Source organism: Pedobacter sp. 05T44 (assembly GCF_056395985.1).
The window spans coordinates 191,505-210,314 of record NZ_JBFTKO010000008.1; the positions used below are offsets into that span (position 1 = coordinate 191,505).

The following is an 18,810-nucleotide window of genomic DNA, read 5'->3' on the forward strand; positions in this document are numbered from 1 at the left end:
TTTACTTTAATGCTGTTACATATGTAAGGTTATTTTACCGCAAATTTAGTGGTCGACTTGCAAGTATGCTCTATTGAAAAGCTACCGTCATTTTTTGATGTAAAATGCTTAGCAACTCCATTTATAGCTAATTCATACTTTTTGCCAGGAGCCAGCCCCTTGATTGTAAATAGATATTTGTCAGGCGAGGTAACGGTCCATGAATATGCATTAGCATCCCATGAATTAATCTCCATGTTTATGCTACGATTGCTTGCGGAATTAATCTGAAGCAACATCACATCGTCATTGTGCGGATAATAAGTAAGTATATTACCTGCCTTATTTGCACCAAAGCTCTCTTTGCTTTTTATTGAAAAACCATTGGTGCGCATTAAATAGTTGTTAACGCTCAGTTCCAGGTTATAAACTGTGTTGCGGTTTGTATAAGAGAATTTGGTTCCATTTAGCGTGCTACTCATATTCGGTTCCAATCCCATCCTGTTCCATTTTGGCCTGACTCCATAAATATCCCTGTATAAAGCTGTAATACTTGTACTTATGCCAGCCAAAATATCATCACCCAATCCAAGTTGAGTAGTTCTGCTATACCGCTGAGAAGAGAGCCCATCCTTTTTATACTGGTCCAGCAAGTTATTGATGTATTTAAGTGCAATAGCCTTATCGTATTTAGCATAAGCCCTTATACCAAGGTATCCCCAGGTTGGAAATATATCACCATTTTCATATTTTGGGAAAGGCCAGTTGCCCTCACTAACCTCTTCTCTTTTAAAAGAATCAAAGCACAATGGCCAGTGAAAAAGATTCTCAGCTTTAGATCTGTACTCTATCTGATCAAGGATCAACGCTATTCTTTTTGGGTCATCGCATATACCAAACGCTATAGCCGCAAAATTTACTGGTGTAACCAGATTATCGCCATGTACAGAGCCATCTTTGTCTCGCCAATATACATACTGCTGTTTAGCCGCCGACCAAAATCCACCTTCCTCAACCGGCTTGTTAAAAGCGGTTTTTAGGCGCGAAGCTATGGCCAAATAGTGATCTGATTTTTGCTGGTTGCCCAATATCCTTTCGCATTTAGACCATAGGGTCAATGCTTCATACATCTGTGCATTTACAAAAGAATTCTCAAAACTTGCCCACACAATATCTAACCAGTCGCTTGCTTTTTTATCGGCAATGCCATCATTCATCATCTCAAAAATCCCATTATTATTCGAATCGCGTTTGATCAGCCAATCCAAGGCTTTTTCTACACTCAATTGATGAGACCGCAACCAATCAACATTTCCGTTTAAATCAAATTGCTCGCTGGTATTAATCACGTAGCCTGTTTGAGAGTCTATTGTATAGCCCCACATTGCTTCATAATATCCGGTCTTAGAATTATATGTTCCCGGTATCTCATCACCAGCAGCATTGTGCCAGCGCGATAAAACACGGCCATCACCAAGCATGGCCTGGTCCCGCTCCTGATCTAGTGTTGCCGACATGTTGTTGGTATAGTTCGGGTCATTTACCGCCATCCCGATCTGTGCAAAGAAAGGCTCATGCAAACATTTCCAATTCGTTAACCAGCCATTTGCACCTATTATATTGTTATCTACTACACCATATCGCCCGGTTGTGTTTAGCAGTTCCCGTACTGCCACGGCATCAATACCCGCCAAGGTTCCCCTTGAATATTCGCGGTTATAATCCACATATTGCAGTTCAAAACTTACTTTAAGTTTTCCTTTTTTAACTTCAAAAGGAGCAAATACATCGGCCTTGCCCGACACAAACCTGCTTAAGTCGTATCGCTGTTTCAGTTGTGTATCTGTTACTAATTGCGTACAGGTAAACTCATTTTTCTCGCTATGCGAATACTTTGAAGCAATCTCCTTGCCTTTATCAGTTTTTGCTGTAATACGCAATGCATCTCCAGATTCGGTATTCCAGAAAGTTACTCCGCCTGTATGCACGCCATACGTATCGTTTACCTGTTTAAGGTATTTACACCAAACCATGCCACCATTATCCATAATTCCCCCTTTCCAAACAGATAGGTCAGTAAAATTCCATTTAGGAAATGCCATATCTTCCAGACTAGCAGCATTATTGTAATCACGTGTGATATCCCAAATTATCTTGTTGCCATTCAATTTGAAATCCCACACTTCTTTCACTGAAATTGTGCCATTTCCATAGCTAATGCCACTTAACGTTATCCCATTCGCGTTTTTAGTAAGCGTGATATGCTTATTATCATCGGCCGAAGAAAAGGTTGCATTACTTGTTCTGATTCCTGTATAAACCCCTGACGGAGAAAGCGTATTTTTCCCATTTAAACTCAATTGTTTAATTACACAGCCATTTGAATAATCAATTGTAATTGATGTTTTTTTATCAGGAACAGTGATTGTAATTGTTTTGGCACTAACATTATGCTTAATATCACGGTTCTCTATTTCAATAGAAAAACAGGTGTCTTGAAAAAGGAACAGAAAAAAGGAAAGTAGTAGGATAAATCTCATCATTATAAATTTTGGGTATATCTATCAAAGCTAACCGTAAATCAAAATAGCGCTTTTATAGTAAAGAACATTTTCTTTATACTTTTTGATACTTGCTTATCAGGCCAGAACAGTACAGGATGGCTAAGGATTTCATAGCGTTAAATTTGTGGTAATGATGAAAACCATTTATATTCCAATGAGAACAAGATTCCTTTTTTTACTTTGCTTCCTTGCAGGTATTGCAAGTCCATTTTCTGGTCATACCAAAGAAAAACCAAAACCAAAAATCATCAATATTGTGAATTTTATCCGTTTGCTAGAACCCAGAGATCCAAAGATTACTGAGGATGTGCTTTATCAAACGGTAGTTAAGCAAGTAGAAATGATGAAGAAGTACCGTTTAGGTGGGACTTTCCTATTACAGTATGATGCACTGATGGACAGCCGTTATCAAAAGCTGCTAAAAAGCCTACCTAAGGATGCTTTCGAAATTGGTGCATGGTGGGAAATTCCACAACCAATGGTAGAGAAAGCCGGACTGAAATGGCGTGGACGTTATCCTTGGGACTGGCATGCGGATATTGGTTTTTCTACAGGGTATTCTCCAGAAGAGCGTGAGAAACTGGCCGATGTGTACATGGCCGATTTTAAAAGCATATTTGGATATTATCCTAAATCCGTAGGCTCTTGGTTCATTGATTCTCATACCTTAAATTACCTGTACGAAAAATATCATATTATAGCCTCCAGCAATTGTAAAGATCAGGTAGGTACAGATGGCTATACCTTATGGGGTGGCTATTGGAATCAGGCTTATTACCCAAGCAAAATAAATTCGTACATGCCGGCACAAAATGAAAAGAACCAATTACCTGTTCCCATTTTCAGAATGCTTGGAAGCGATCCGATCCGTCAATACGACAATGGTTTAGGTACCGACAGACAAGGGGTAATTACACTTGAGCCTGTTTATCCTGATGCCGGAGGAGATTCTACCTGGGTAAACTGGTTCTTTAAAGAATTTGTTGAAGGAGAGTCTATGGAATTTGCCTACACTCAGGCGGGTCAGGAGAATTCGTTTACCTGGGATGCAATGTCAAAAGGTTTTCAGATTCAGTTACCGTTAATTGCAAAACTTAGAGACGAGAACAAAGTAAAAGTAGAAACATTGGCAGAATCCGGACAGTGGTTTAAAGATAATTATAAAGTAACCCCGGCAACTTCTGTTACAGTAAATACAGACCTTCCGGGAAGCAACCGGAAAACTGTGTGGTTCAACAGCAGGTTCTATAGGGTTAACTTATTGTGGGAAAACGGATCTTTAAACTTTCGTGATATTCACCTGTTTAATGAGGAATTCCCTTCTGTTTATACCAAAGATAAAGCAACCTCTAATGAGTGCTCTTTTTTTACACTTCCTTTTGTAGACGGTTATATCTGGAGTAAGCCCGGCACTATAGCGGGTATGCGTTTTAAAGCCCTGGAGAATGGCAAAGAAGTATTGCTTGAAGGAGGGAATCCTGTCATCGAAAGCCCGGCTACAGGAAAATTACACATCATATGGCCTTTAAAAGACAAGGGTGCATCGTTGGTTATGGATATTGATGAAAGGCAAATGACATTAAGTGTTAAAGGTGGCAAGCCTATCAACTGGTTCTTGGATATGACTGCTGCAGAAAATGCTGTGCTTCCGTTTAAAGCAATCAATGCCAATAAAATTGATTGCCAGTTTGAAGGAATGGACTATTCTATTACAGCAATTAAAGGTACCTTTAGTAAGCCAGATGATAAAACAGTTTTCAGGATAAAGCCAATTAAGAATACTGTGCAGGTTGATTTTTCTGGTAAAAAGTAGAGCGATTTAATCATATGCAAAAATTTACAACAGGTTTTTTAATAATATTATTGATAGCTGGCGGATTTATTGGACACGCACAAACGGTATCCACAGCCTCACTGCTTAAAGAAATGACAGATTTTAATGCTGTTACTTATTGGCCCAAGCCTTATTACAGTGCAGGGCAGGCCAGCAGTTACGATCGTCATTCCATTTCGCCGGATAAACCAGGATGGTTTGCCAATGGCGATAACTCACAATTTATAAGGGTAGAGCAGAATGAAGGGCATAAAGAATATGTTATGCTCGATCAGGAAGGCCCCGGTGCACTGGTGCGTTTCTGGCTAACCACTTTTAAAAGAGCGGGCAAACTGAGAATTTATTTTGATAACAATCCCATACCGGAAATTGTTATACCATCTTACGATCTGATGAAGATCGACCTAAAACCGGGCCCAGCCTTATTAATCCCTCATTCCAGTTATCAACCATTAGAAAAAGGAGGCAGTACACTTTATCTACCCATGCCTTACGCAAAACACTGTAAGGTTACCTGGGAAGATGCACAACCCGAAATAAAGGAACCCAGATATTATCAAATCAATTTCCGCAAATATGACCCAAGTACAACCGTCAGAACATTTAGTTTAAAGGAGGCTAGGAGTTTAACCACTTTACTAGATAAAGTTAACACGCAGCTTTTAAATCCTGTTAATGTTAGTAAAGGAAAACAGTCATTAATAAATCAAACTATTCTGCCAAAGCAAACGGCATCTGTAAACCTGCCCAAGGGAACAAATGCAGTTAAATTCTTAAGCATTGAAGTTTCAACGCAGGATAATCAAAGTCTAGAGAAGCTGTTGAGATCAACCATACTTAAGATCAAGTTTGATGGCGAGCAAAGTGTTGAATGTCCGATAGGTGATTTTTCAGGATCAGGAGTAGGTGGCAGGCCTTTGCAAAGTTGGTATAGAACTGTTACTGGCGATGGAAAAATTATATCCAGGTGGACAATGCCTTATCAGAAATCTGCTACTGTATCATTAGAAAACCAGAGCGATCAGTCGGTTTCCATCACATTAAAAGCAATCAGTCAGCCTTATTCATGGAATAGTAACAGTATGTATTTTCATGCACATTGGAAGTTTTCAGAAAAGGTTCCGATAAAGAAATGGGATGAGACATCCGGAGCTATTGAATGGCAGCTTAGCAAAATTAAAGGCAAAGGCATCTTCCTTGGAGATAGTTTTGCAGTATTCAATCACATGCATACCTGGTATGGTGAGGGTGATCAGAAGCTATATGTAGACGGCGAAACCTTCCCTTCAGAATTTGGCACAGGAGCCGAAGATTATTACAATACTTCATGGGCTCCAGTGGTGCTTTATCAATCTCCTTTTGCCAATGCACCTCGGGCCGATACCGAAGATTCTTATGGTCACAATACTTTTACCAGAACAAGGAATCTTGATGGCGTAACTTTTAAAACAGACTTTAAATATGATCTGGAAATGTTGGGCTGGGCACATGGCGAAGCCGACTGTGCTGCTACAACTTATTGGTATGGCTTTAGGTAAAACTAAATAAGAACCTTACTTTAAACAACACATATGAAAAGATGTTTACTATTAATGCTAATCGTTTTTGCGACCAATAGCCTTATGGCACAGCTTGGTGTGCGGTACGATCCTAAAATTCAAAGCACTAAGAACCTTCAATACTGGAGGCCTAAAGGTGATTTGTTTGTTGGTGATTGCATGCCTTTTTCGCGAAACGGCACTTACTCGTTTTATTGGCTTCTAGACTCCGCGCACCATGCAAGCCTTAAAGGATTAGGGGGCCATCAATGGGTTTTAAGTACCACAACAGATCTAAAAACCTGGAAGCAACATCCAGTAGTGCTTGGAATTGATGAGGAGTGGGAAAAATCCATCTGTACAGGTTCCATCGTGTATTATAAAAATAAATACTATGCTTTTTATGCAACACGGCTAGTCAACAAGGAAGGACAGGTAAACGAACAGCTGAGTTACGCAATAAGCCCTGATGGTGTTAACTTCGACAAGCAAAAACCAAACCCGTTTTATACCTCAGCTCCGGGTTATAGCAAAAGAGATTTCCGGGACCCAAAGGCGTTTGTTGATGAGAAAACAGGAGAGTTTCATTTATTTGTATCCAGCTGGCAAGAGAATTCTGTATTGAGGCATGCCGGAGGCGCTTTGGTACACCTTACTTCTAAAGATTTAAAGAACTGGATTGTACTTGACCCGGTATTAACCGGACAATCATCAGTACCAGAGTGCCCGGATTATTTCTTATGGAATGGCTGGTATTATTTGGTATATGGCGACAATGGAGATACCTATTACGTAAAATCTAAAAGTCCTTATGGCCCTTGGGAAGAGCCCCGTTACCAAACCATCAATGAGTCGTGGACAAATGTTGTTAAGACTGCTGAGTTTAAAGACAACAGACGTATTGCAGCCGCATGGATTCCTTCTAGAGATCAAAACAAGGATGATGGTGGAGAAAGGTTTGGCGGCAATGCCATCTTTCGCGAAATTATACAGGAAGCAGACGGGACACTAAGTTCAAAGTTCCCGACCGAGATGATCCCTGAAACTGGAACAGAGATTCAACCTGATCTGGTTGCCGATCTGCACGCTTCTATTGTCAGCAAAAACAGTATTTCAATTAAAGCACCTAATGGAGTAGGAGCAGCCCATGCAGCGGCTATTCCATTAAATAGCCGGATTACTATGGAAATAGAAACAGCTGGTTCGGTTGATGAGTATGGACTGTACTTAAGATCACGCGAAAAAGCAGAGGCTGGTTACCGACTAAACTTCTCACCAAATAATCAAACCGTAAGCCTTGGTAATACAATGATCAGAGCTGTTAGCGGTTTAAACAAAACCATTAAGCTTGATATAATAGTGAAAGACGATATTATAGATGTTTCAATTGACAACAAAAGATGCATTGTAAACCGTACTCCAGAACAAAGAGGCGGGTTTTTATGGTTTTACTCCAAGCATGGTGAAGTGAAATTCAAATCCATTAAAGTGAGCCCGCTTAAAGAAGAAAATTAATAAAATTTGAACTCCCGGTTAAGGGAGTTCAAATCCGTACTTGCTGTAAATGGCACGGGCCTCTTTACTTACAAGAAAATCCATAAAATCTCTAGCTGCTTTAGGATGCGGCGCTTTTTTAAGCTGACCGGCATAGTACTGAGCCTTGATGTTCTCGTTTTCGGGAATCTCAATGTACTCAATCGGGTGACCAATCATTTTCTGATAATGTACTTCAGAATACCAAACAGGCCCTGCATCACTTTGCTCATATAAAATGCGCATGGGTGTTTGCCTATGATGAATTTGAGTAAGGTATGTTGTCGAATCCTTCACTTTAGTTTCCATTATGGTGTTTCTAAGCGCATCTCCACCTACTTTTCTATAAGCTTCCTCAATGCGTTTTCCAATTCCTTCCCATTCAGGATTAGGCATGCTCACACGCACATCGCTGCGGCCCAGGTCAGCCAGCTTTTTTACTTGCTTTGGGTTTCCTTTTCGGGTCATTATAGCCAGTTTATTTTTAGCATAAAGCCCAGTTCTGCTAAACCAGTCCTTACTTTCATCAATTCTGCTTTTGCCGGCAGTGTATACATCTGGCTTTAATGTTATCCGCATGTTGCCAATAACAATGCTACCTGCTTCAATCTGCTTTGCTAAAATACCAGGAGGAAGGGTTTCTGCAAGCACCCGGGTATACTGCGGGTATTTAAGCTTAAATGATTTCATCAAATCATCAATAACCATAAACTGGTTGCCGGCAAAAAATACAACCAGCTGAGGGTCATTTATGTCGCCATAAATATCAGGGACATTATCAATCCCGGGAATTGTAAACTTCACCTTTGAATCGGGAGGTGTATTCCATGGCGGATCGAAACGATGATCCTGAGCCATTACAGTAGTGTTGTTAAAAAATACTACTGTTAGTATAAATATGATTAGTTTTAATTTGCTCATTATTGTTGGGTTAAACCTTCATTTTAAAGAATATTTATGGATGTACAATTGCCCATCCTTCATAGTGGCGCAAAATAATTTCACCATTACCACTCGGCGCATAGTTAATGAAATCATACAAAGAGCTCTTCTCAATTTTGCGCTCCCTAATTGTATTTTCACATTGAACAAGATCTACTCCACGAGATTTTAAATCGAGTAAAGTTTCTTTAAAGGGACCTTTTTTATCGAACACTGCTACGCCTCCGCTAAAGGCAATAAGCTCAATATGAAGTTTTCCCTTTAAGCGCGGATCTTCCAACGCGTTTTTAATATTTCTTAATGTTCCGGCTATCTTTTGCTCATCACCGCTGTTTAATGCATAAAGCGCATAATATTGTTTGTTCTTGCTTTTTGCCGGTTGAAATTCCTGACTGTTTTGAGCCATGGCCGGTTTGATGGCAGTGAATAATAAGATTGCAAATATTGCAAAGATGTACTTGGTTAGATTTTTCATTTATGTTTTTGTTTTGTGTGCATTTTTAATTGGTTGATATGGGCCATATTTGTGTTGTTTTTCCGAGAATTGATCTCCGTAGGGCCCATATGGAGCATCTACAGGTTTCTTCTTTAAATCGGGGTAGTCTTTGTGTTGATCTTTGTGAGGACGTGCCTGCGAGTTAACAAAAGCCGCTATGTCCCATGATTCCTCGTCTGTTAATATCGGATTTTTGTAAGAAGCACCAAAAGGCATATTGTTCTTAATAAAACCCGCAAAGTTAGAGAGGCGATAAAGTCCGGCGCCATCATTATAACTTAGTTTACCCCACAATGGTGGATAAACAAAGGTCTTGCCTCCAGCTGCAGCAATACCTTCTCCATTTTCGCCATGACAGCTTCTGCATTTTGAGGAATATAGCAATGCGCCTTTCTTAGGGTCGGCAGGGMGATCCAGCACGGCTATTTTTTCTGTACCCCTTCCATACATGCCTTCAGGTTCTTTAACACCCTGATTAAGCCATTCCATATAAGCCAGCATTGCTCTTATTTCTTTGGATGCAGAATCTGGCATTGTGCCATTCAGGCTACGCTCAAAACAACCTTTAATTCGTGCTGCGGGGCTGATTATTTTCCCTGAGCGAGCAGTAATCTTCGGGTAACTACTCATCACAGCAGCATAGTTATTACCGAATATCCTGGTGCCTGCATCTAAATGACAATTTTGGCAATTCAATCCATTGGTAAATTTACCCAATCTTCCTTTAGGGCCAAAGTAGGCAGAGGTATTTACAATCAAATCTTTACCATAGCGAATCATTTCGCCCTTGGAATTTTTTGGTATAGTGTGCTCTTCAGGAGCCTGCCATACATCTTTAACAACTGGAGTGGGTTTTGTTTCGCTTAAATTATGCTGTTGTATGTGCTTGCCCGGTTCGTTACAACTGCATATTAAGGCGGTGGTGCTAATAATAGCGAAGAGTTTTAATTGGTTAGTTAACATAAGGTTTCATTTGTGTGTTATCCAAAGATGGCATTAATGAAGCCAATGCAAAAGATGTTTATAGTTATAGGTCATAACAAAAAGTTATTAAAGGTCATTACATAATTCTATGGATATTTATATATTGTGCCTATGATATTCGATTTCAGGTTACAAGTATTTCAAACAGTTGCACTAAAACTGAGCTTTACCAAAGCAGCTGCCGAACTCTTTATTACGCAACCTGCCGTAACCAGACATATTCGTGAGCTCGAAAAACAGCTAAATACTGCTTTGTTTGTTCGAAACGGGAATCATATTTCCTTAACAGCAGCGGGCAATGTTTTATTAAAGCATACCGCGAAAATCTTTGAAATTTATTTACTTATCGAAAACGACCTGGCTCAGTTAAGTGATGGCCTAAGGGGTAACCTTCGTATAGGGGCAAGCACAACATTGGCACAAACTTTCATGCCCAAAATCCTTGCTTTATTTAAAACAGCTTATCCCGAAATCGTATTTACATTTACCAGAGGGAATACGGAATCTATTACACAACTGGTAATAGATGGTAAAATAGATGTGGCAATGGTAGAAGGGCAGATGCATTATCCACAGATAAACTATGAAAAATTTAGTGACGATGAATTGGTTTTGGTCACAAAGTCTGACAACCCACTAGCCCGCAAGGGCGAAATTACTCCGCTGCAACTACTGGACTTGTCGTTGGTGCTTAKGGAGCATGGCTCTGGTACACTGGATGTTATATCAAAGGCACTAAGCGAGGTCGGCATAAACCTAAAAGACCTCAAAATTGAACTGCAGCTAGAAAGTAATGTCAGTATTAAACAATACCTTCTTCATTCAGAAGCTGCAGCTTTCTTATCCATGCAAACTATTATTGGTGAACTAAAAAGGAACGAACTTAGTATTGTAGATATCAAAGGAATAGAGATGTTTCGCACTTTCCAGTTTATTCAGCTGCATGGCAGAACTTCAAAAGTTATAGAATCATTTAAGCTTTTTTGCAGAGGTCATATTAACATCTGATCAGCTTAGTATTGATGCTACTGTAAGCAACATCAACATTCCTAATCCCAACAATATCAGCGTTGGTAATAATAGCGATTGATGAGTTTTCATGGGTGGATGTTTAATAAAAGCACATCCAAATTTCAAGCAGCGCAATTGAATTTAATAGTAAAAAAACGACATCTTTGCTAGAATATTAAGCATAAAATGATGTTTCAAAATTGATTAAATAGCAAAGTTTCCAGCACGAAAGTCGCTTGGAGTAACATCAAGAAATTTTTTAAAGGATTTTATAAGATGCATCTGATCATAGTAATTAAACTCATAAGCTATTTCGGTCCAGCTTTTATCAGGAAAATTAATTTTATAATGCAGCAGGTTTTCAAAACGAACCATGTTGCTATATAATTTGGGGGTAGTGCCAATTTCTTTTGCGAAATTCCTTTCCAGCTGCCTGTCTGATAGCGATACCTTAGGCAAAAATACAGGTGCTCTATTGTTAAAAATCAGGCTTGTCATTTGATTTACCGCTTTAGAGGGGTAAATTTTGGCGTGTTTTAATGCCATTTGTAGCAAGTAAGGCTCTACAATTTCAATGCACTCATTAATGTCACTACAAGGCATCAGTCTTTCGGTTATTTCTTTAAATATACTGGCAAATAACAGCTGTCCATCAATAGCCTGATTGCAAAAAAGATTTGCCGGAATACCCAGTAATCGGTACAAACCGGCAGGTTTAAATTTGATAGTGAACGAAACAAAATGACCACTAATTGCAATGATATATTTTTTATGTGTACGCGGACCACGAATGGTACATCTTGCAAAAGATTCAGTCTGATTAGAATTGCAGTTAATCGTTTCGAAACTGTCGCCCAAAAAGAAATCAATAGAGCCCATTACACGTAAGGGCATGGCTTTAACCACAGGTTCATGTTTTGGTACAGTAAGTATCCTGAAAACATATTCAGATACAAAAGCCTGAAGCGCTTCAGTTGGGGCCGTTTTTTTAACAACCGAGTTGTAGGGATCCATACTTAGCCAATATAGGGTTAGTTAAAGATAAACATTTTTATACTACAGAAAAAGTTATAATCCGGCTCTGTACTCAGAGCATGCACGGAGGTAGCCGGGCTTGGACAAAATCGAGACAGAATAAGGACTGAGAGCAGATTGCTTCGGAAAAAAGGTACCTTTACCCGAAGCAGTCTCAAAGCAGTCTCGAACTAGTCTCGAACTAGTAGCGATCCAGCTAGGTCTCATTAAAGATGCTATTGGCATGATCTTCAAAAGTTTTATCTAAATTTGGGGCGATGAATTTGAGTCGTGTTATACTAATTGTCTCCTTATTTTTTGCCTTAGGCTATAGCCGGACTTATGCACAGATAGTACCGCAGACTGTTGATTCTGTTGTAACAACAACTTACAAACGTAAATTTGTAAAAGATCCGGCTTTTCTTGCCCGTCAGCAATTTGTTACGGATTCTATAATGACCCACAGTTGGCTTTTTCCAGATTCAATGGTCCATAAACACATGATTATGGATAGTATAATTAAGGCAAATGTTGTGGGTCGTTCTAATCTTATCAGCAGATATAAAGAGCTTACCACGATGAAGGTAAGTAAATACAGATTGGGCAAACCAGTACCAAAAGGTTCAGTTTGGGTGCCGGCTATTGTAGCTTTGCTTTTGGTTTTGTTTGCAGTGTTAAAAATATCCTTTAATAAACAGTTACAAACAATTGTGCAATCTTTTTTTAGTAACAGGGTTTTGAACAATCTTAATAAGGAAGATAACCTGTTTACATCGTGGCCTTTTTTACTCTTATTTGTTCAGTTTGGCTTTACAATAGGAATGTTCTTTTACCTTGTTTCAGGCTTTTATCACATCTCTTTTCCAGGTACAGGTTTCCAGTTTTACCTGAGCATTTCTATACTTATTGTGGTTTTATACATCATGAAAATAGTTATTTTAAGGATATTAGGGTACCTTTTTAACATTCAGAAGCCGGTTAATGAATATGTTACAATATTATATTTGAGTTATTTTAACCTCTCTTTAATCTTCATTCCACTGGTTATAGCATTCGCATTATCCCCCTTAAAATATGGCCCATACTACATTGCTATCTCTTTTATACTGTTAGGCGTGATCTTTGCTTTTCAGTTCATAAGGGCAGGGGTTAATATTTTATCTCATCATCGATTTTCAAAAGTCTATTTGTTTTTGTACTTTTGTGCCCTCGAAATTTGCCCTATATTAATTTTAATCAAGGCAATAGGATTATAACCGTGTAATTTGTAAAATGCAAGAAAAGACAGAAGATAGGTTGCGTAAGGTAAAGAGTATCTTAATAACATTACCGAAACCAGAAACAGAGAAATCTCCTTACTTTGATTTGGCAAAAAAGTATAACTTGAAAATTGATTTTAGGTCATTTATTCATGTTGAAGGAGTACCTGCCAGGGATTTTAGAAAGGACAAAATTACGTTAAGTGATTTCACCTCCGTGGTATTTACCAGCAGAAACGCCGTTGATCATTTTTTCAGAATTTGTGAAGAAATGAGGTACGAAGTTCCTGCCGATCTGAAATATTTTTGTATTTCAGAATCTACTGCTTTATATCTGCAGAAATACATTCAGTATAGAAAGCGCAAGATCTTTTTTGGAAAGCAAACTGCAGCAGATTTAGCCGAGGTTTTGAAAAAACACGCAGGTGAAAAGTTCCTTTACCCTTGCTCTGACGTGGCTACTGAGGATACTATGAATTTCTTGCAGAAGAATGGTTATGATTTTACTCCGGCTGTATTATTTAAAACAGTTGTTTCAGATCTTTCGGATCTGGCAGAAGTTTTTTATGATGTGATCGGGTTCTTTAGCCCATCAAGTATTCAGTCGTTGTTTACTAACTTCCCTGAATTTAAACAGAACAATACCCGTATAGCTGCTTTTGGAGTAAATACCCACAAAGCTGTTAAGGATGCGGGCCTTATTGTAGACATTGCAGCCCCTTCTCCAGAGGCTCCTTCTATGATTATGGCTATAGAAAATTATATTAAAAAGTCTAACAAATAATGCTTAACATACAGTTAAGCATTATTTCTTTAAAGTTTAATAATTAAGTTCATTTGAACTAAATTCTGTTCATTTTAGTCTTTAAGCATATTTTTACCCCCAATAATTGTTTATATCAATCATTATTGATAAAATTGTTAGGAAATTGCTTGATGCTAATTATGAGAAACAGATACTTATTAGGTTTTTTTATCGTTGCAATATTTCTTTCCAGTTGTGGAAAGGGCGGCCAGGGCGAACTGGTTGGTGTATACAATAAAAAATTCAGAAATAATAGGATTCCCTTKGGTATGGTTTACATACCTCCTGGTAGAACCCTTATAGGTATATCTGATGAGGACATCAATAACTCTCAGAGCTCGCCTAGTAAAATGACCTCCTTTAGTGCATTTTTTATGGATCAGACCGAGATTACAAATGCTGAATACAGGCAATTTGTAAACTGGGTTAGAGATTCAATTGCTGTAACCAGTTTAGGCCCCTCTGGTGCACCGAACTATTTTCAGGCACAACCACAAGGACCGGCAGGCTCAACTCCTCTTGGTGGAACAAGAAATATCGACTGGAGAAAAGTTGGTAACGGATCACAACTGTGGAGTAATAAAAATGGCGGATACGGCAGCAAGTTAACCGATATGTATTATAGCGGAGCTGATGCGATTCCCGGAAGAAACGAAATTGATATCAGAAAATTAAGATATGCTTACAGCTATGTAAGCACTGATCTGGCTGCCGAAGGAAGAAATGATCCTTCTAAAAAGAGACAGGATTTTATTGTTACTTATACAGATTTGCCTGATCCTTCTAATCCCAATCATCACCCATCTATTCCAGTTTACCCTGATACGATGGTTTGGAAAGTAGATTATTCCTATTCGCAGAATGACCCAATGGTTAAAACTTACTTTAACCATCCGTCTTACGATGATTATCCTGTTGTTGGTGTAAACTGGGAGCAGGCTTCTGCATTTTGTGTATGGCGTACACGCTTCTATGAATCAGTAGCGGTAGCAAGAAAACAACCGCTTAATTCAAGACCCGAGTATCAATTACCAAGTGATGCTCAGTTCGAATATGCTGCCAGAGGTGGTAACGTGAAAACCAAATATCCATGGGGAGGGCCATATGTGCGTAACACCAAAGGGTGTATGCAGGCAAACTTTAAAGTTGGACGCGGAAACTATTCAGATGATGGTGGTTTGTATACCGTAAACGTAAAATCGTATTTTCCGAATGATTACGGATTATATAATATGGCTGGTAACGTTGCCGAGTGGACTATAACTGCTTACAACCCATCAGCAGCGCCAATGCTACACGATTTTAATCCTAATTTTACTTATGTAGCTAAAACTTCGGACAGCAAATACAAAAAACGTAAGGTTGTAAGGGGTGGCTCATGGAAAGACATAGGTTTCTTCCTGCAAAACTCTGTTGGTACTTATGAGTATCAGGATGAAGCAAGATCTTATATTGGTTTCAGATGTATTTCTTCATATCCTGGAACTGATATTTCTTATAAAAACTAAACGAACAAAACCCAAAACCGATAATCCTTATTTTAATAAAATGGCAGCAAATAGAAAATTTGATAAGATGCACCTAGCTATATCGCTTGGTGCTAGTGTGGTAATTCTTGGAGCACTTTTCAAAATCCTTCACCTTGGTGGTGTTTGGGGTAATTATATGATTGGTGCCGGACTAGGGGTAGAAGCAATTCTTTTTGCGCTAACCGGATTCATTCAACCTGACCCTGAACCAGCATGGGAAAGGGTATATCCTGAATTAAGAGACGATTTTGATGGGGAACTGCCTAAGGCTTCGGCCAGACCGGTTGCTGCACCTGCTGCAAGTTTTTCTTCAACTGCGGCCTTAGATAAGATGCTTGTAGACGCTAAAATTGGTCCTGAATTGATTGAAAGCCTGGGTACGGGTTTACGTACTTTTGGAGATAAAGTTGCTGCTATATCTAATGTAGCTGATGTTTCAACTGCAACAGCTGAATTTACAGGTAAAATTAAAGGTGCTTCGGCAAGCTTTGATAGCTTAAACAGTGCATTTGAAAGAGCTACTTCTCAATTGGTAGAAATGGGTGAAAGCAATGTTGCTTCTAAATCTTACCATGAGCAGGTAAATACATTGGCTAAAAATTTATCAGCTTTAAATGCTGTATATGAATTAGAACTACAGGATTCAAGTGCTCATTTGAAATCTATGAATAAGTTTTACCAGAACTTATCGCTTACGATGAACAACTTTAATGAATCAATGGAAGATTCTAAACAGTTTAAAGATGAAGTAGGTAAATTAGCTAAAAACCTGTCATCGTTAAATGCTATTTATGGCAATATGTTATCTGCTATGAACCAGCCACGCGGATAATTAGTAATTATTTTATTTATTAATTAACCAAACAGACCTATTTAGAATGGCCGGAGGAAAACAGACAACGAGACAGAAGATGATCAATATCATGTATTTGGTATTGTTAGCTATGCTCGCCCTAAACGTATCAGATACTATATTAAATGCTTTTAAAAATATCAATGATAGTTTAGTTAGTTCAAAAACTAACGTAAATACAAGCATTGAACAATTATTTACATCATTTCAAAATACAAAACTTAAAGATGAGCCGGCAAGGGCTCAACCAATATGGGATAAGGCCAACAAAGCCAAAGCCTATGCAGATGAGTTGAATAATTATGTGCAGAAGCTGAAAGATAAGTTTAATGCCGCAGGAAAAGGTATTGATGAGGAAACAGGTGATCTTGTTGAAAGAGCAAACCTTGATATTGCACAGGGCATTATGATTAATCAGAAAGAAGGTCAGAAGCTTAAAGTTAAGATCAATGAAACCCGTGAGAAATTAATTGCCTTACTGGATGAGAAAGATCGTGCAGGTGTAACCTTTACGCTTGAGGCCAAAGACGCTGAGAAAAATATTAACGGCAATAAAAAGTGGGAGGATATTAACTTTAGCGAAGGCACTCCGCTTACTGCCGCAAATACAATTTTGACCAAGATACAGTCGGATGTTAAAAATGCTGAAGCTGAAGTTGTAAAGAAATTATTCGGTAACATGGATAAGGCCCTTGTAAATTTAGATCAGTTTGAAGCGGTTGCTGTTGCACCAAGTTCATATGTGGTACAAGGCCAGCCGTATACTGCTCAGGTTTTTTTAACGGCTAGCGACTCTAGATCTAATCCTGAAATTTCGGTTGGCGGAAATGCTTTATCTGTTAAAGAGGGTAAAGGAACTTATTCTGGTAGCACCGGCAGTGTTGGTGTTTTTAGATGGAAAGGGATTATCCGGGTTAGACAAACCGACGGACAGATTAAAGAATATCCAACTGCTGAGCAAAGCTATCAGGTAGCTAAGCCTTCGGCAACGGTATCACCAGATAAAATGAATGTTATTTATGCCGGTATTCCTAATCCATTCTCAGTTTCGGCGGCTGGTTTTCCTTTAGAAAGCGTTCGTGCTTCTATTTCAGGAGGATCTATTTCTGGCGGTAATGGTAAGTACACTGTTAATGTTGATGGTGGACAGGTTGGCAAAACTTTAAGTATTAATGTTTCTGCTACTAACGCCGGTAAAACATTAAATCTGGGTTCTCAGCAATTCAGAGTTAAAGGATTGCCTACTCCGAGAGCATATGTTAAAGGAAAAGCCGGAGGTAATGTTCCTTTGGAATGGCTGGAAGGTGCCGGTGGAATTGAGACACAGCTTGAAGATTTCGTTTTCGATGTTAAATTCAGGGTGATCAGATTTTCTGCTACCTTTATTAATCCGAAGGCTGATGCGGTTACCATTCAATGCAGTGGTGGTGGTTTTAACGGACAGATTAAAGGGGCTTTAAATTCTATTAAGCCAAATGCAACTGTTATCTTTAAGGATATTGTTTGCGAAGGGCCAGATGGAAGACAAAAAGTTTTAGACGGAATTACATTTGTAGCAAAATAGAATATTATGAAAAATGTCTTAGGTATTGTTGCATTATTGTTGTTAAGTATGGGTGCATTTGCACAGGTCCCGACAGCTCCGGCTAAGGTGGATTCACTTAAGAAAACTAAGATTAAAACACCTCCAAAGGATGGTTTTGCCGTAAGAAAGGACATCGATAGTAATGTGATGGTTCCATATGCTGATGTAAGGGAAGAGGATGTTTATTATGCGAAAAGAATTTGGCGTGAAATTGATTTAAGAGACACCATTAACTCGGTTCTTAAAGCTGAAGATGCTAAACTAATTGATATTTTATTAGAAGCGATTGGCAACGAGGAGTTAACAGTATATTCTAATAAAGATACTACCGCAGGGAAGATTCTTGACGATAATGATTCGTTTCGCATTGCTTTGACTGCTCAGGAGGCTTTGCAAAGTGCAAGAGGGGTAAGTGAAGGTGTAGCTGATTCTGCAACGGGTAAAATTGCCGAACCTTCTTTAAGAAGATTAAGATCGGATGAGTTTTTAAAATACAGAATAAAGGAAGATTGGATACTAGATTCTAAGCGCTCTGTTTTTGAACCAAGAATAGTTGGTATTGCGCCAATGAAAGAGGTTGAAGGACACTGGCAACCGGTATTTTGGGTTTATTATGATGATGCACGTGAGCTGTTAAGCAAAAAACGCCTTAATAACCCGGGTAATGATGCTTCTACTTTAACTTTTGATGATTTTTTTGTTAGAAGGTTGTTCTCGAGTTATGTTGTTAAAGAAACCAATCCGGGAAATAAAAATATTACGGATATGTTAGGTCTTACCGATCCTAAAGATCCTAGAAAGCTTTATGAGTCTGAACGGATAAAGAAATCGATCTCTGATTTTGAACAGAGTCTTTGGGAGTATTAGAACGGATTTTATTTTAA

At 38.7% G+C, this 18,810-nt stretch carries 15 protein-coding genes; 10 read left to right on the plus strand and 5 right to left on the minus strand.

Going from position 1 to position 18,810, the window contains the following annotated elements:
* Positions 1–29: 29 nt before the first annotated feature.
* Positions 30–2,522 (minus strand): glucosidase family protein, encoded by a 2,493-nt coding sequence (locus AC1DDK_RS14595; RefSeq protein WP_337717317.1) that lies wholly within the window; start codon positions 2,520–2,522, stop codon positions 30–32.
* A gap of 151 nt (positions 2,523–2,673) precedes the next feature.
* Between AC1DDK_RS14595 and AC1DDK_RS14600 the strand changes: the two genes are divergently transcribed.
* The 3 genes from AC1DDK_RS14600 to AC1DDK_RS14610 are packed head-to-tail and all read left to right on the plus strand — an operon-like array spanning position 2,674 to position 7,430.
* The gene (locus AC1DDK_RS14600) at positions 2,674–4,356 is read left to right on the plus strand and encodes a hypothetical protein (protein ID WP_216854413.1); all 1,683 of its coding nucleotides are present in this window, start codon (positions 2,674–2,676) and stop codon (positions 4,354–4,356) included.
* 14 nt (positions 4,357–4,370) lie between these two features.
* Complete coding sequence (locus AC1DDK_RS14605) at positions 4,371–5,915, plus strand: glycoside hydrolase family 172 protein (protein ID WP_172661686.1); 1,545 nt, start codon at positions 4,371–4,373, stop codon at positions 5,913–5,915.
* A gap of 33 nt (positions 5,916–5,948) precedes the next feature.
* The gene (locus AC1DDK_RS14610) at positions 5,949–7,430 is read left to right on the plus strand and encodes a family 43 glycosylhydrolase (RefSeq protein WP_337717319.1); all 1,482 of its coding nucleotides are present in this window, start codon (positions 5,949–5,951) and stop codon (positions 7,428–7,430) included.
* 18 nt (positions 7,431–7,448) lie between these two features.
* Here AC1DDK_RS14610 and AC1DDK_RS14615 read toward each other — a convergent pair whose 3' ends face one another.
* Genes AC1DDK_RS14615 through AC1DDK_RS14625 form a run of 3 tightly spaced genes read right to left on the minus strand, consistent with a single transcriptional unit; the run spans position 7,449 to position 9,849 of the window.
* Positions 7,449–8,369, minus strand: coding sequence for a molybdate ABC transporter substrate-binding protein (locus tag AC1DDK_RS14615; RefSeq protein ID WP_337717321.1), 921 nt, complete (start codon positions 8,367–8,369; stop codon positions 7,449–7,451).
* A 34-nt stretch (positions 8,370–8,403) separates the two neighbouring features.
* Positions 8,404–8,865 carry a DsrE family protein gene (locus AC1DDK_RS14620; RefSeq protein WP_172661683.1) on the minus strand — a complete coding sequence of 154 codons (462 nt, stop codon included), beginning with the start codon at positions 8,863–8,865 and terminating at the stop codon, positions 8,404–8,406.
* Positions 8,866–9,849, minus strand: a complete 984-nt coding sequence (locus tag AC1DDK_RS14625; RefSeq protein WP_477633962.1) for a c-type cytochrome — start codon at positions 9,847–9,849, stop codon at positions 8,866–8,868.
* 132 nt (positions 9,850–9,981) lie between these two features.
* Between AC1DDK_RS14625 and AC1DDK_RS14630 the strand changes: the two genes are divergently transcribed.
* Positions 9,982–10,878 (plus strand): LysR family transcriptional regulator, encoded by an 897-nt coding sequence (locus AC1DDK_RS14630; protein ID WP_477633963.1) that lies wholly within the window; start codon positions 9,982–9,984, stop codon positions 10,876–10,878.
* 207 nt (positions 10,879–11,085) lie between these two features.
* Here the strand turns inward: AC1DDK_RS14630 and AC1DDK_RS14635 are convergent, their stop codons facing one another.
* Entirely contained in the window at positions 11,086–11,895 is an 810-nt protein-coding gene (locus AC1DDK_RS14635) for a helix-turn-helix domain-containing protein (RefSeq protein WP_172661680.1), read from the minus strand.
* A 278-nt stretch (positions 11,896–12,173) separates the two neighbouring features.
* Between AC1DDK_RS14635 and AC1DDK_RS14640 the strand changes: the two genes are divergently transcribed.
* The 6 genes from AC1DDK_RS14640 to porN all read left to right on the plus strand — a co-directional run bounded on the left by AC1DDK_RS14640 (position 12,174) and on the right by porN (position 18,793).
* On the plus strand, positions 12,174–13,151 hold the full coding sequence (locus AC1DDK_RS14640; protein WP_172661679.1) for a DUF4271 domain-containing protein: 978 nt from the start codon (positions 12,174–12,176) through the stop codon (positions 13,149–13,151).
* 16 nt (positions 13,152–13,167) lie between these two features.
* Positions 13,168–13,938 (plus strand): uroporphyrinogen-III synthase, encoded by a 771-nt coding sequence (locus tag AC1DDK_RS14645; RefSeq protein WP_048907674.1) that lies wholly within the window; start codon positions 13,168–13,170, stop codon positions 13,936–13,938.
* 161 nt (positions 13,939–14,099) lie between these two features.
* Positions 14,100–15,467, plus strand: coding sequence for a T9SS ring complex lipoprotein PorK/GldK (porK, locus tag AC1DDK_RS14650; protein WP_477633964.1), 1,368 nt, complete (start codon positions 14,100–14,102; stop codon positions 15,465–15,467).
* A gap of 40 nt (positions 15,468–15,507) precedes the next feature.
* The gene (gene porL / locus AC1DDK_RS14655; protein WP_172661677.1) at positions 15,508–16,320 is read left to right on the plus strand and encodes a type IX secretion system motor protein PorL/GldL; all 813 of its coding nucleotides are present in this window, start codon (positions 15,508–15,510) and stop codon (positions 16,318–16,320) included.
* A gap of 46 nt (positions 16,321–16,366) precedes the next feature.
* Positions 16,367–17,905 carry a type IX secretion system motor protein PorM/GldM gene (gene porM, locus AC1DDK_RS14660; protein ID WP_172661676.1) on the plus strand — a complete coding sequence of 513 codons (1,539 nt, stop codon included), beginning with the start codon at positions 16,367–16,369 and terminating at the stop codon, positions 17,903–17,905.
* 6 nt (positions 17,906–17,911) lie between these two features.
* Positions 17,912–18,793: a type IX secretion system ring subunit PorN/GldN gene (porN, locus tag AC1DDK_RS14665; protein ID WP_172661675.1), complete on the plus strand. Its 882-nt coding sequence runs from the start codon at positions 17,912–17,914 to the stop codon at positions 18,791–18,793.
* Positions 18,794–18,810: the final 17 nt, after the last annotated feature.

Coding starts and splice junctions, on each gene's coding strand:
- porM (WP_172661676.1), top strand. CDS start 16,367: ATGGCCGGAGGAAAACAGACAACGAGACAGAAGATGATCAATATCATG.
- AC1DDK_RS14635 (WP_172661680.1), bottom strand. CDS start 11,895: ATGGATCCCTACAACTCGGTTGTTAAAAAAACGGCCCCAACTGAAGCG.
- AC1DDK_RS14620 (WP_172661683.1), bottom strand. CDS start 8,865: ATGAAAAATCTAACCAAGTACATCTTTGCAATATTTGCAATCTTATTA.
- porN (WP_172661675.1), top strand. CDS start 17,912: ATGAAAAATGTCTTAGGTATTGTTGCATTATTGTTGTTAAGTATGGGT.
- AC1DDK_RS14610 (WP_337717319.1), top strand. CDS start 5,949: ATGAAAAGATGTTTACTATTAATGCTAATCGTTTTTGCGACCAATAGC.
- AC1DDK_RS14605 (WP_172661686.1), top strand. CDS start 4,371: ATGCAAAAATTTACAACAGGTTTTTTAATAATATTATTGATAGCTGGC.
- AC1DDK_RS14595 (WP_337717317.1), bottom strand. CDS start 2,522: ATGATGAGATTTATCCTACTACTTTCCTTTTTTCTGTTCCTTTTTCAA.
- AC1DDK_RS14600 (WP_216854413.1), top strand. CDS start 2,674: ATGATGAAAACCATTTATATTCCAATGAGAACAAGATTCCTTTTTTTA.
- porL (WP_172661677.1), top strand. CDS start 15,508: ATGGCAGCAAATAGAAAATTTGATAAGATGCACCTAGCTATATCGCTT.
- AC1DDK_RS14645 (WP_048907674.1), top strand. CDS start 13,168: ATGCAAGAAAAGACAGAAGATAGGTTGCGTAAGGTAAAGAGTATCTTA.
- AC1DDK_RS14640 (WP_172661679.1), top strand. CDS start 12,174: ATGAATTTGAGTCGTGTTATACTAATTGTCTCCTTATTTTTTGCCTTA.
- AC1DDK_RS14615 (WP_337717321.1), bottom strand. CDS start 8,369: ATGAGCAAATTAAAACTAATCATATTTATACTAACAGTAGTATTTTTT.